Source organism: Kitasatospora sp. NPDC092948 (assembly GCF_044754805.1).
Taxonomy (GTDB): Bacteria; Actinomycetota; Actinomycetes; order Streptomycetales; family Streptomycetaceae; genus Kitasatospora.
In genome coordinates this window covers 377,228-389,161 of record NZ_JBIVPU010000004.1, presented here as the reverse complement: position 1 = coordinate 389,161, position 11,934 = coordinate 377,228, and the positions used below count along the sequence as shown (strand labels likewise).

The window sequence follows — 11,934 nt, the reverse complement described above, 5'->3', positions numbered from 1 at the left end:
CGGCGGACGGGGGACTCAGTACGCCCCGAGCTCGTTCAGCAGGGCGGACGCCTCACGCAGCGTGAGACGCTCGCCCTGCCGGTGCGCCGTCAGGTAGTCGGATTCGCCGAGCAGTTCACGCAGGACGGCCTCGCAGCGGGCGCGCTCGGCGCGCTCCATGAAGGAGCCGGAGACCCCGCTGAGTCCGTCGTGTGCGCCGAGCAGTTCGGCGCCGCGCCGGGCGGCCGCCAACTCGCCTTCGTGCCGGGAGAGTTCGGAAAGCACGGAGGCGATCGGAATCATCAACATCATCGCCATGTGCTCGACGAAGACGGTCGCCCGGCCCTCCACCTCGGCCATCGAACGGCGGCCGCCGCGGACCAGCGCGAGCCCGGCGCGCGGGTCGCCGGAGCGGGCCACCACCCAGCCCCGGATGCAGGCGACGATGCCGGCGAACACCCAGGGCAGCGCGCCGCGGGGCGGCGCCTCGACGGGCAGCTCGTCGAGCACGGCGAGCGCCTCGGCGTACTCACCGCGCCGGACGCACAGGTTGCACAGCACCAGCCGGCCGTACATCCGGGCGGCCTCGGCGTCGCGGACGTCCACGGCGGCCTCGGCGACGGCCTCGCGGACCATCCGCTCGCCGGCCTCCGGGTCGTACTCGGCGATCACCTCGCCGAGCCGGGCCCGCAGCAGCGGCAGCTCCTGGCGGGCGCCGAGCCGGGTGGACAGTTCGATGGCCTGCCGGAAGGCCCGTTCGGCCTGGTCGGCATCGCCGGACTTGGTGGCGTTCTCGGCCTTCGCGGACAGCGCGTCGGAGCTGCCCCACAGGTCGCCCTGCGCGGTGAACAGGGCGAGCGCCTCCTCGCTGTCGGCGATCGCCTGGCTCAGGCCCCCGGCCAGGTCGTTGAGCAGCCGGGCGCGCAGTTGCAGGGCGAAGGCCAGGTCGCCGGGGGCGCCGTGGCGGCGGGCGCCGGCCACCGCGTCGTCCAGCACCTCGCGGGTGCGGTCCATCTCGCCGGTGAGGAAGACGGCGAACACCCGGCTGAGCACCGGAACCCGGTAGGCCTGCGGCAGGTCGGGGGTGTAGGTGTCCAGGATCCGGCGGGCGGTGTGGAGCGCGGCGGTGTCGTCGAGCATCCCCAGGTCGCCGGTGAATCCGCTGATCAGCCGGTGCAGCCCCAGGTGGCGGCGGCCTTCCTGGAGCAGGTCGGGCGGCAGCGGCGGCGGCTGGTCGAGCGGGCCGGCGGTGAGCGGGACCGGCGGCACGGCGTCGTCGGCGAACGGGTCGGGGCCGAGCGCGCAGACCGCCCGGAACCAGCCGCGGGCCTCCTCCCGGTAGTCGCGCAGCGCCCAGTAGCCGGCCATCGACAGCGCCAGCACCAGGGCCTCCTGCTCGTCGGCGGCGTCGACGGCGCGGCGCAGCGCGAGCCGGACGTTCTCCTGTTCGCGGTCCAGCCGGGCGAGTTCGTCGAGCTGGCCGTGGCCGCGCAGCCGGAGCGCGGCGGCCCGGGCGAGTTCCCGGTAGTGCCGGATGTGGCGGTCGGCGACCTCGGGTTCGGCGGCCTCGGCGAGCCGCTCGACGGCGTACTCGTGGATGGTCTCCAGCATCCAGTAGCGGGGCTGTTCGCCGAGCCCGGCCACCAGCAGGGACTTGTCGACCAGCGACAGCAGCAGGTCGGCGACCTCCGCCCGGGGCACCTCGGCGTCCGCGACCACGGCCTCGGCGGACTCCAGGGTGCAGCCGCCGGCGAACACCGACAGCCGCCGCAGCACGGCGCGTTCGCGCGGGCCGAGCAGGTCCCAGGACCAGTCGACGACGGCGCGCAGCGTCTGCTGGCGGGGCAGCAGGGTGCGGGAGCCGGCGGTGAGCAGCGCGAACCGGGAGTCCAGGCGGTCGGCGAGTTGACGCGGGGTCAGTCCGCGCAGCCGGGCGGCGGCCAGTTCGATGGCCAGCGGCAGGCCGTCCAGGCGGCGGCAGAGCTCGGCGCAGGCCTCCGGGTCCTCGTCGGTGCTGAAGCCCGGGCGGGCGGCGGCGCCGCGTTCGGCGAGCAGGCGCAGCGCGGACGGGGCGGGCAGCGGTTCGACCGGCAGCACGGTCTCGCCGGGGACGCCGAGCGGTTCGCGGCTGGTGGCGAGGACGGTGACGCCGGGGCAGTCGGCGAGCAGCCGGTCGGCGAGGTCGGCGGCGGCCTGGACGACGTGCTCGCAGTTGTCGAGCAGCAGCAGGGCGCGGCGGCGGCCGAGGTGGTCGACCAGCCGGGAGACCGGGTCCTTGCGGCCGCCCTCGATGGCCTCGGCGACGGCGCCGCCGGTGTGCAGCACGGTCTCCCGCAGGCCGAGCGCGGAGGCGACGGCGTCGGGGACGGCCGCCGGGTCCTCCAGCGGGGCGAGTTCGACCTGCCAGATGCCGCCGGGCCAGCGGGCGGCGTCCCGTTCGCGGTGGCCGGCCTCGACGGAGAGCCTGGTCTTGCCGGAGCCGCCGGGGCCGGTCAGGGTGGTCAGCCGACCGGCCGTCAACGCGTGGGCCACGGTGGAGAGTTCGCCCTCGCGGCCGACGAAGCTGGTACGGCCGGGGCGCAGGTTCCCGGCCGCGGGGGCGGCGGGGGCGGCCACCGGAGCGGGCGGCGCGGCAGGCGCCGCGGTGAGCAACTCGTGGTGCAGGGCGCGCAGTTCGGGGCCCGGGTCGGTGCCGAGTCGGTCCGCGAGGGTCCGGCGGATCTCCTCGAAGCGGGCGAGCGCCTCGGCGGTGCGGCCGGCTGCGCGCAGGGCGCGCAGTTGCAGGGCCTGGAGCTGTTCGTCGAGCGGGTGGTCGCGGCAGAGCTCGGCGAGTTCCGCGGTGACCTCGGCGGCCCGGCCCAGGGCGAGCTGCGCGGTCAGCCGGTGCCGGCGGACCTCCGCGCGCTGCGCCTCCAGCCGGGCGGCGGGCGCGGTGCGGTCGGGCAGGTCGGCGAGGGCGGGGCCGCGCCACAGCGCGAGGGCGGCGGTGAGCCGGTCGGCGGCGGCGGCCGGGTCGCCGTCGGCGAGGGCGCGGGCGCCGTCGGAGGCCAGCCGCCGGAACTCGGCGACGTCGGTGTGCGGGCCGGTCAGCCAGTAGCCGGCCGGTCCGGAGCCGACCTCGGCCCGGCCGACGGTGCGGCGCAGCCGGCCGACCAGGGTCTGCAGCGCGGCGGCGCTGTCCTGCGGCGGCTCGTCCGCCCACACCTCGTCGGCGAGCAGTTCGGCCGGGACCGGCCGGCCCTGCCGCAGCGCCAGCGCGGCCAGCAGGGCACGCAGCCGGGCGCCGCCGAGGGCGATCGGGGTGCCGTCGTCGTGATGGGCGGTGGTGGTGCCGAGGATGCCGTACTGCACCCGCCCATTCTGCGCGACGCGGCGGACGCCGGGTGCACGCATGCGCGGAACGCCCGGCTGCCGCCGTCCGTTCACCCTGGGCCGCTTGTCCGGCGCGCCCGTCTCCATGCATCATCGGACGTCCCGCCCACACCTCCGGAGCCTTCTCACCATGACCTACGCCAGCACCGGCCAGCGCAGCGCGGAGAGCCGGGTCAGCCCGATCTTCCTGGCGCTGGCCGGCACCTTCCTCGCCGCCGGCGTCGCGCTGGCCACCGGCTGGGGCAACGACCGGTTCGGGATCTTCCTGTTCGTGGTGGCGGGCTGGATGGTGTCGCTCTGTCTGCACGAGTACGCGCACGCGCGCACCGCGCTGGCGGGCGGCGACATCACGGTCGGCACCAAGGGCTACCTGACGCTGAACCCGCTGAAGTACGGGCACGTGCTGCTGAGCTTCGTGCTGCCGGTGGTGTTCGTGCTGATGGGCGGCATCGGCCTGCCCGGCGGCGCGGTGTACATCGAGCGGGACCGGATCGCCGGCCGGCTCAAGCACAGCCTGATCTCGGCGGCCGGCCCGCTGGTGAACGTGGCGTTCGGCATCGTGCTGCTGCTGGCGGTCGGCCAGGGCTGGTTCGACGACCCGAACGTGCCGACCCACTACGACGGCCAGGAACTGCCGATCTCCCCGCTGCCGTTCGCCCTCGGCTTCCTCGCCTACCTGCAGGTCACCGCCGCGATCCTGAACCTGCTGCCGATCCCCGGCCTGGACGGCTACGGCATCGTCGAACCCTGGCTGTCGCTCAAGACCCGGCGGGCGATCGCCCCGTACGCGCCGTACGGCATGCTGCTGCTGTTCGCGCTGGTGTGGCAGAGCCAGGTCGGCCAGTGGCTGTACGACCTGGTGATGAGGATCTTCGACCTGTTCGGCGTGGAGTCGTACTACGCGTCGGTCGGCCGCATCCTGTTCAGCTTCTGGAAGACCTACTGAGCCGACCGGGCCACCGCCGCGGCGCCTACCGGGCCTGCGGCTGCTCGGCCCCGGCGCGCGCGGCGCGGTCCTTGCGCAGGTAGTACCAGGCGATGTTGCTGGCCACGCCGGCCATCAGCACCCACACCACGCCGAGCCAGTTGCCCTCGACGAACGAGACCACTGCGGCGGTCACCGCCAGGACCAGGACGATCGTGGCGTACAGGGCGTTGCGGGGCATGGCGGGACTCCTCGGGCGGACGCGGTGTGGCTCCGCCATTCTCGCCGACCGAACAGCCCGCACCGGCCGGGGGTGGCGGGTGCGCGCCGCGGCGTCGGTCACACCGCGGCGCGCCCGGCTCACACGTCGGTGATCCGCAGGCCCGCGTGCGCCTTGTAGCGCCGGTTGACCGAGATCAGGTTCGCCACCAGCGCCTCCACCTGGTGGGCGTTGCGCAGCCGCCCGGCGAAGACGCCGCGCATGCCGGGGATCCGGCCGGCCAGCGCCTGCACGGTGTCGGTGGCGGCGCGGTCCTCGCCGAGCACCATCACGTCGGTGTCGATCGACTCGACCGCCTCGTCCTGCAGCAGCACCGCCGACAGGTGGTGGAAGGCCGCGGTGACGGTGGACTCCGGCAGCAGCGCGGCGGCCTGCTGGGCGGCCGAGCCCTCCGGGACCTGGAGCGCGTAGGCGCCCTGCTTGTCGAAGCCCAGCGGGTTGACGCAGTCCACCACGATCTTCCCGGCGAGTTCGGCGCGCAGCGAGGTCAGCGTCTCGGCGTGGCCGTCCCACGGCACCGCGACGATCACCACGTCGCTCTCCCGGGCGCACCGCGCGTTGTCGGCGCCGCGGATGCCGAGGCCCAGCTGCTCGGCGCAGTCCTCGGCGCGCTCGGCGCTGCGGGAGCCGACGATCACCTGCTGGCCGGCCTTGGCGAGCCGGTAGGCGAGGCCGCGGCCCTGGTCGCCGGTGCCGCCGAGGACTCCCACCACGAGGTCGGAAACGTCCGGCAGCTGACGGCCGGGTCCGGCCGTCGCGTTCACTGAATCGGGTTGCGTCATACGGAAGATCCTGCCAAACGGCCCGCCCGGGCATCATGCTGTCGCGCATGGACGCGGTGAGAGTTTCCGCACTCCGGCAGGCACTGGCCGGCACCGGTTGGCCCGAACGGGCGGGCGCCTTCGCCTCCGCGCTGCGCGGCTCGGTCACCCGGCGCAGTGCCACCGGCCTGCTGCTGGTCGGCACCCCCGACTACGAGCCGTGGCACCTGGCCGCGCACCTCGGCGACGAGGCCGCGTACAGCGGGGTGCCGGAGCTCGTCCCGACCCTGCTGCGGCACACCGTCCCGGCGGGCGCGCCGAGCCACCTCGCGGTCGGGCTGCCCCGGCTCGAAGAGGCGCGAAACGGCGCGACGGTGCTGCTGGTCGCCCCCGCGCCCGCCGACGCGCCGCTGCTGGAGCGGCTGGACGGCGCCCGCCGGGCCGGCGCGGTGCTGCTCACCCTGGACGACGGCGACCCCGAACTGACGGCGCTGGCGCACGAGCGGCTGATCGTCCCGGACGTCGAACCCGAGCCGTTCGAACTGGTGCAGCACCTGGTCAGCTCGGCCACCTCGACGGTGCCGCCGCGCTCCCGCCTGGCCCGGCTCGCGGAGCGGCTCACCGTCTCGCCGGTGGCGCGCTGGTGACGTGCGGCGCCGACGGCACGCCGACGGCGACCTGATGACGGGCCGTCGGAAAACCTGTTGCCCCGGCCCGTCCGCTTCCCGCAGCATCTGACCATGTGACAGCTGCTGCCCCTTTCTTCCGCAAGCTCGCCCCGGATCTGACGCCCTGGCGCGCCTCCCGGGATTTCCGGCTGCTCTGGACGTCGGGCTGCGTCACCGGCTTCGGCAGTTTCCTCACGTACGTCGCGGTGCCGATCCAGATCAAGCAGCTGACCGACTCGACCCTCGCGGTGGGCCTGGTCGGCGCGTTCGAACTGGTGCCGCTGGTGGTGTTCGGCCTGTGGGGCGGCGCGCTGGCGGACGCCCTCGACCGCCGCCGCCTGGTGCTGCTCACCGAGGCGGGCCTGGCGCTGCTGGCCGCGCTGATGCTGACCAACGCGCTGCTGCCGCACCCGCTGCTGTGGCCGATCTACGTGGTGGCGGCGCTGACGGCCGCGCTGGACGGCATGCAGCGCCCGGCGCTGGACTCGATGATCCCGCGGGTGGTCGGGCACGATCAGCTGCCCGCCGCGTTCGCCCTCAACTCGCTGTACCGCAACGTCGCTTCGGTGGCCGGCCCGCCGCTGGCCGGGGTGGTCGTCACGCTCGCCGGGGCGCGCGTCGCCTACGCGCTGGACCTGGTGACCTTCCTGGTGTCGCTGCTGCTGATCGTCCGGATGCGCCCGGTGCCGCCCGCCGAGAGCGCCGACCGCCCGTCGCTGCGCAGCATCGGGCAGGGCCTGAGCTACGCGTGGAGCCGCAAGGACCTGCTGGGCACCTACGCGATCGACACGGTGGCGATGCTGTTCGCCTTCCCGGTCGCGGTGTTCCCGTTCCTGGCCTCCTCGCTGCACGCGGAGTGGGCGCTGGGCCTGCTGTACTCGGCGATGGCGGCCGGCGCGCTGGTGGTGTCGGCGACCAGCGGGTGGATGTCGCGGGTCCACCGGCACGGCCGGATGCTGCTGTTCGCGGCGCTCGGCTGGGGCGCGTCGATGGCGCTGGCCGGCCTGGTCGGGAACATCTGGCTGGTGCTGCTCTGCCTGGCGCTGGCGGGCGCGGCCGACGACATCAGCGGGGTGGCCCGGTCGACGATCTGGAACCAGTCCATCCCGGACGAACTGCGCGGCCGCCTCGCCGGGGTGGAGGTGCTGTCGTACTCGGTCGGCCCCCAGCTCGGCCAGGTGCGGGCCGGCGGCATGGCCGCGCTGGTCGGGGTGCGGGCCTCGGTCTGGACGGGCGGCGTGATGTGCGTGCTGGGCGTCCTGGCGCTGACGGCGTCCGTCCCGAAGCTGCTGGCCTGGGACGCCCGCACCGACCCGCACGCCCTGGCGGTGCGCGCCCAGCACGAGCAGCAGCAGGCTCAGGCCGCACCGCAGGGCGCGGCCTGAGCCGCCGTCAGCCCTCGGTGCCCGGCTCCTCGTCGTTCCAGCGCGGGTCCTGCTTCCACTCCTGGTTGCGCTCGGCGGCGGTCTCCAGGGCGCGGCCGGCCTCCTCGCGGGTGGCGTACGGGCCGAGCCGGTCCTTGGCCGGGCACTCCGGGCCCTCCTCGACCTTGCCGTGCTTGATGCAGTAGAACCACTCCCCCGGCTTGCCGGTGGGCTTGCTGCGGCCGAACACCATCGTCTCGTCTCCCGTCCTGCGGTTCCCGCGGCGGCGGCCGCGGTTGTCGGCACTGAATCATTCCCGGCGGCCCGGTCGCACACACGGCCCGGGGCGGGCGGGCGGCGGCCGATACACTCGCGGTCATGGCTCTGGTACCCGGCACGCAGTCCCCCACCCGCAAGGTCCCCGCGCACATCGCGCGTCCGGAGTACGTCGGCAAGCCCGCGCCGACCCCGTACACCGGCCCCGAGGTGCAGACCGCGGAGACCGTCGAGAAGATGCGGATCGCCGGCCGGATCGCGGCGCAGGCGATGGCGGAGGCCGCGAAGCTGATCGCCCCCGGTGTCACCACCGACGCGCTCGACGCCGTCGCGCACGAGTACATGTGCGACCACGGCGCGTACCCGTCCGACCTCGGCTACCGGGGCTTCCCGAAGTCGGTCTGCACCTCGATCAACGAGGTGATCTGCCACGGCATCCCGGACTCGACCGTGCTGCAGGACGGCGACATCGTCAACATCGACGCCACCGCGTACATCCACGGGGTGCACGGCGACCTGAACGCCACCTACCTGTGCGGCGACGTGGACGAGGAGTCCCGGCTGCTGGTGGAGCGCACCCGGGAATCCCTCGACCGGGCGATCAGGGCGGTCAAGCCGGGGCGGCAGATCAACGTGATCGGGCGGGTCATCGAGTCCTACGCCAAGCGGTTCGGCTACGGGGTGGTCCGCGACTTCACCGGCCACGGCATCAACACCTCGTTCCACTCCGGGCTGATCGTCCCGCACTACGACAGCGAGCGGGCCACCGAGGTGATCAAGCCGGGCATGACCTTCACCATCGAGCCGATGCTCACCCTGGGCACCTACGACTACGAGATCTGGCCGGACGGCTGGACGGTGGTCACCAAGGACCGCAAGCGCACCGCCCAGTTCGAGCACACCCTGGTGGTCACCGCGGACGGCGCGGAGATCCTCACCCTTCCCTGAGCAGCCGGAAGCGGCCCGTCACCCCGGAGGGTGGCGGGCCGCTTAATCGTTCCTGCGCGGGGGCCGGGCCTGCGGGCGGCTCAGCCGATCAGCCACTGCTCCTCGGCGACCGCACCGACCTCGGTGCACGCGTCGGTCAGCACGTCCAGCACCCGCAGCGGGTCCGGCAGCGGCTGGTCGGGGCCGCGCAGCCAGCGCACCCGGGAACCGTCGGTCAGCGCGGCCGGCGGGACCAGGGTGTACGAGCCGCGGCAGTGCCAGCGCAGCCCCGGGTGCTCGGAGACCGTCTCGGGCGTGGCGTCCAGCGCGCTGGGCCACCACTCGTCCTCGTCCTGCGGGGTGCCGCGGGTGGCGGTGAAGAACAGGTACCGGTCGCCGCCGACCGCCGCCACCGGACCGCCCACGCCGAGCGCGTCCAGCCGCCGCAGCGCCAGCACCCCGGCCTCGGCCGGCACGTCCAGCACGTCGTGCGCGCGGCCCGTCGCGGTGACGAAGTTCGCCTCCGGGTCCCGCGTCAGCCAGTGCGCCAACTGCTCGGCGTCGACGGTGGCCTGGGACTGCCAGGCGAAGGACACCGGATGCTGGGCCGGAGCCGGACAGCCGACCCGGTCGCACGAACACCGGTACCCCTCCGGGTGCGCCGCCGGCGCCACCGGGAACCCCGCGCGGACCGCGCCCAGCAGCAGATCCAGCTTCGCAGCCGCGTCCTCCCCGGCGTCCGGATCGTCCTTCCGGTCCCGCCGCCACCAGGACGTCCACCTGCTGCTGGCTTCCATCTGGCCCCTTCCGCACCCGCTGAGCTGCCGCACCTGGTTCGGCACGGCCACCGACGCAACACACGACGCCAACGCACGGAGCCGCTCGCTGCTTCCCGAACCGGTGCACGACGTGCGGGGGCGTCTGCCGTCGACCGGGGCCGGGTTCTCCGGCCGGCCGACGTCCGGGGCAGGTACGGAGTTCGAGAGTCTCGCTCGGCGGGCGGGCGCACCTCGGCGCGCCCGTCCCGGCCCGTACGGGCCCGCGGACCCGGGGCAACCCCCGGGGGCGTACGTAGCAGGATAAGGGTCTCCGGGCCCTTCCCATGACCGTCGACGATGCTGTCCGCGTCACACCGTGCCACGGCGCGACGGACACACCCGCCCGCACCGGACATCCCGCCGCACGCCTACCCTGGACCGGTGAAGAGCGCCGACACCGAATTCCTCGGGGGCCCGCTGGACGGCCGGGTCCTGCCGATCCTGCTGGGGCCGCTGCACTCCGTGCCGAAGGTCTACCGGGTGCCCGTCCCCGCGCACGGCGACACCCCGGCGATCACGCTGGTGTACCGGCGCGCCAAGGAGTACAACGCCAAGGGCCGCTTCCGCTGGCGCTACGAGTACGACGACGCCGCCAGCGGCTGACGCCCTCGCCGCTCGGCCCTCAGGCCTCCTCGGCCAGGATCAGGTACAGCTTCTTCTTCGTCTCCGCCAGCACCGCCAGGCCCTTGGCCCGCTGCTCCTCGGTGCCCGTCATCATGACCTGGCGCACCGCGTGGTCCACCGCCGCGAGCGCGGCGCCGACCTCCTGCACGGCCTCCCAGTCGTCCCGCCGGCCGGCCTCCTCCCACGGCGACTCGGGGCCCTGCTCGGCCTCGGCCCTGCCCTGCTCGGTCAGTTCGAACAGCTTCTTGCCGGACTCCTCGTTGGCCCTGATCAGGCCTTCTTCCTCCAGCAGTTGGAGCGTCGGGTACACCGAGCCCGGGCTGGGCCGCCAAGCGCCGCCGGTGCGCTCGCCGATCTCGGTGATCATCTCGTAGCCGTGCATCGGACGCTCCCGCAGCAGCGCGAGCAGCGAGGCCCGCACATCGCCGCGCCGGGCCCGCCCGCCGCGCCGGCCGCCGTGCCCGCGCGCCCCGTGCCCACCGAAGCCCCGCCCGCGCGGCCCGAACCCGGGCCCGAACGGCGGCATCGGCCGCCCCGCCGCCCCGAACGGCCCGAACGCCGCCCGCGCCTCGAACTCCTCGCCCGCCCCGGGCCCGTCCGCACGCCCCGGCCCTTCGGCCCGGCGGCGGCGGTTCTCTCCGCCATAACGCTTGTCGTACCGCATGACGACACCTGCTTCCCATGGTTGTCGGACGCTCCGATCGTCGAAGCATCTCGATAACTCGACGATATATCGGTAACTGTCGTTCGGCAACCCCTTTCCGATACCCCGCCGCCCGCCTCGGCGAGGGTCGATCACCCGGCTCGGACCCCGACGCCGGGCGCCGGCGGCGATCCGCGCATGATGGCCGCCATGGAGAGCACGGTCGAGAAGATCAAGGTCTGGTTCCGGTTCGTCCCGCGCGAGGGCTGGTTCCCGCAGGACACCGAGGGCCTCTGGGCAACAGGACTCGATGCCGACACGGCCGTGATCGAGAACGTCCCGTTCCTGCAGGACGGCGTGGCCGAGGGGGACGTCGTACGGTTCCGGACCGACGCGGACGGGCTGCACTGGGCAGTCGGGCGGGTCAGTTCGGCCGGCAACTGCACGGTTCGCGTCGTCCCCGTCCCCTCGGGGCCGCTGGGCCGCAGCCCCCAGGCGGTGCATCAACGCCTGGCCGTCTTCCACCTCGGCGGTGAGGTCATGAGCGCGGACTTCCCCATGGTGGCCTTCACCGTCCCCGCCGACGCGGACTTCGCCGGGATCAAGGCACTGCTGAGCCAGGGGCAGGACGAGGGCTGGTGGCACTACGAGGTCGGCTGCGCCACCGACGAGTGGTGGAACGCCTGACCCCGGAGCCGGCGATTCGCCTCACCGCCGCAGGACAACCGACCGGTGGTCGAATCCGGGACGGCAAGCCCTTCCGCCGGCGCCGCGGCCCCCTCGGCTGCGGGTGACGCCACACACGAGTGACGCCGACACACCCCCGCAGCGCCCCCGCCGCGCCGCGCGCAGCCACTACCGTGACGGCCATGGCAGGCGAACGCGATCTTCGACAGCTGCTCTCCGGATTGAGCCCCGTCCTCAACCCGGGCCGCTACGTGTACTGCACACTGCCCGGCCGGGTCCCCGCCGGGCTGCGGCCGATCGTCACGGTGGCCGAACCCGAGGGCGTCACCTTCGTGGTCCTGGAGGAGGAGGCCGACTCGCTCGACCTGCCGCACGCCTTCACCGCCGCCTGGATCACCCTGCGGGTGCACTCCGCGCTGGACGCGGTCGGCCTCACCGCCGCCGTCGCCACCGCACTCGCCGAACACGGCATCAGCTGCAACGTGGTGGCGGGCTTCCACCACGACCACCTGTTCGTCCCCGCCGACGACGCCGACCGCGCCCTGGCCGCCCTCGACGCGCTGGCCGCACGGCACACCTGACGAGCCGCCGGCTCCCGGGTTTCCGGCGT

The 11,934-nt window shown here is 74.3% G+C and carries 13 protein-coding genes; 7 read left to right on the top strand and 6 right to left on the bottom strand.

Annotation, left to right across the window (positions count from 1 at the left end; genetic code table 11):
* Positions 1–15: 15 nt before the first annotated feature.
* Complete coding sequence (locus ACIQF6_RS15420; protein ID WP_400894615.1) at positions 16–3,330, bottom strand: ATP-binding protein; 3,315 nt, start codon at positions 3,328–3,330, stop codon at positions 16–18.
* A gap of 151 nt (positions 3,331–3,481) precedes the next feature.
* Between ACIQF6_RS15420 and ACIQF6_RS15415 the strand changes: the two genes are divergently transcribed.
* A complete protein-coding gene (locus ACIQF6_RS15415; RefSeq protein ID WP_400894613.1) occupies positions 3,482–4,297 on the top strand; it encodes a site-2 protease family protein in 816 nt (271 codons plus the stop codon).
* 25 nt (positions 4,298–4,322) lie between these two features.
* Here the strand turns inward: ACIQF6_RS15415 and ACIQF6_RS15410 are convergent, their stop codons facing one another.
* A complete protein-coding gene (locus ACIQF6_RS15410) occupies positions 4,323–4,517 on the bottom strand; it encodes a hypothetical protein (protein WP_400894611.1) in 195 nt (64 codons plus the stop codon).
* Positions 4,518–4,636: 119 nt separating this feature from the next.
* Positions 4,637–5,338 carry an NADPH-dependent F420 reductase gene (gene npdG / locus ACIQF6_RS15405; RefSeq protein ID WP_400894609.1) on the bottom strand — a complete coding sequence of 234 codons (702 nt, stop codon included), beginning with the start codon at positions 5,336–5,338 and terminating at the stop codon, positions 4,637–4,639.
* A gap of 47 nt (positions 5,339–5,385) precedes the next feature.
* Here npdG and ACIQF6_RS15400 point away from each other — a divergent pair, with 47 nt between their 5' ends.
* Together ACIQF6_RS15400 and ACIQF6_RS15395 are read left to right on the top strand one after the other, a co-directional pair.
* Positions 5,386–5,964, top strand: coding sequence for a hypothetical protein (locus ACIQF6_RS15400; RefSeq protein ID WP_400894607.1), 579 nt, complete (start codon positions 5,386–5,388; stop codon positions 5,962–5,964).
* 95 nt (positions 5,965–6,059) lie between these two features.
* Positions 6,060–7,370: an MFS transporter gene (locus tag ACIQF6_RS15395; RefSeq protein ID WP_400894605.1), complete on the top strand. Its 1,311-nt coding sequence runs from the start codon at positions 6,060–6,062 to the stop codon at positions 7,368–7,370.
* 7 nt (positions 7,371–7,377) lie between these two features.
* On the opposite strand, the gene ACIQF6_RS15390 is transcribed toward ACIQF6_RS15395, so the two are convergent.
* Entirely contained in the window at positions 7,378–7,602 is a 225-nt protein-coding gene (locus ACIQF6_RS15390; protein ID WP_400894603.1) for a hypothetical protein, read from the bottom strand.
* A 125-nt stretch (positions 7,603–7,727) separates the two neighbouring features.
* Between ACIQF6_RS15390 and map the strand changes: the two genes are divergently transcribed.
* The gene (map, locus tag ACIQF6_RS15385; protein WP_400894601.1) at positions 7,728–8,573 is read left to right on the top strand and encodes a type I methionyl aminopeptidase; all 846 of its coding nucleotides are present in this window, start codon (positions 7,728–7,730) and stop codon (positions 8,571–8,573) included.
* Between the two features lie 80 nt (positions 8,574–8,653).
* Here the strand turns inward: map and ACIQF6_RS15380 are convergent, their stop codons facing one another.
* Positions 8,654–9,349 (bottom strand): bifunctional DNA primase/polymerase, encoded by a 696-nt coding sequence (locus ACIQF6_RS15380; protein WP_400894599.1) that lies wholly within the window; start codon positions 9,347–9,349, stop codon positions 8,654–8,656.
* A gap of 402 nt (positions 9,350–9,751) precedes the next feature.
* On the opposite strand from ACIQF6_RS15380, the gene ACIQF6_RS15375 reads away from it, so the two are divergent.
* Complete coding sequence (locus tag ACIQF6_RS15375) at positions 9,752–9,973, top strand: hypothetical protein (RefSeq protein WP_400894597.1); 222 nt, start codon at positions 9,752–9,754, stop codon at positions 9,971–9,973.
* Between the two features lie 19 nt (positions 9,974–9,992).
* Here ACIQF6_RS15375 and ACIQF6_RS15370 read toward each other — a convergent pair whose 3' ends face one another.
* Entirely contained in the window at positions 9,993–10,658 is a 666-nt protein-coding gene (locus tag ACIQF6_RS15370; protein WP_400894595.1) for a PadR family transcriptional regulator, read from the bottom strand.
* Positions 10,659–10,835: 177 nt separating this feature from the next.
* Here ACIQF6_RS15370 and ACIQF6_RS15365 point away from each other — a divergent pair, with 177 nt between their 5' ends.
* Both ACIQF6_RS15365 and ACIQF6_RS15360 read left to right on the top strand, forming a co-directional pair.
* The gene (locus ACIQF6_RS15365; protein WP_400894593.1) at positions 10,836–11,324 is read left to right on the top strand and encodes a DUF4265 domain-containing protein; all 489 of its coding nucleotides are present in this window, start codon (positions 10,836–10,838) and stop codon (positions 11,322–11,324) included.
* Between the two features lie 182 nt (positions 11,325–11,506).
* On the top strand, positions 11,507–11,905 hold the full coding sequence (locus tag ACIQF6_RS15360; RefSeq protein WP_400894591.1) for an ACT domain-containing protein: 399 nt from the start codon (positions 11,507–11,509) through the stop codon (positions 11,903–11,905).
* Positions 11,906–11,934: the final 29 nt, after the last annotated feature.

Coding starts and splice junctions, on each gene's coding strand:
- ACIQF6_RS15415 (WP_400894613.1), top strand. CDS start 3,482: ATGACCTACGCCAGCACCGGCCAGCGCAGCGCGGAGAGCCGGGTCAGC.
- ACIQF6_RS15410 (WP_400894611.1), bottom strand. CDS start 4,517: ATGCCCCGCAACGCCCTGTACGCCACGATCGTCCTGGTCCTGGCGGTG.
- npdG (WP_400894609.1), bottom strand. CDS start 5,338: ATGACGCAACCCGATTCAGTGAACGCGACGGCCGGACCCGGCCGTCAG.
- ACIQF6_RS15400 (WP_400894607.1), top strand. CDS start 5,386: ATGGACGCGGTGAGAGTTTCCGCACTCCGGCAGGCACTGGCCGGCACC.
- ACIQF6_RS15390 (WP_400894603.1), bottom strand. CDS start 7,602: ATGGTGTTCGGCCGCAGCAAGCCCACCGGCAAGCCGGGGGAGTGGTTC.
- map (WP_400894601.1), top strand. CDS start 7,728: ATGGCTCTGGTACCCGGCACGCAGTCCCCCACCCGCAAGGTCCCCGCG.
- ACIQF6_RS15380 (WP_400894599.1), bottom strand. CDS start 9,349: ATGGAAGCCAGCAGCAGGTGGACGTCCTGGTGGCGGCGGGACCGGAAG.
- ACIQF6_RS15370 (WP_400894595.1), bottom strand. CDS start 10,658: ATGCGGTACGACAAGCGTTATGGCGGAGAGAACCGCCGCCGCCGGGCC.
- ACIQF6_RS15365 (WP_400894593.1), top strand. CDS start 10,836: ATGATGGCCGCCATGGAGAGCACGGTCGAGAAGATCAAGGTCTGGTTC.
- ACIQF6_RS15360 (WP_400894591.1), top strand. CDS start 11,507: ATGGCAGGCGAACGCGATCTTCGACAGCTGCTCTCCGGATTGAGCCCC.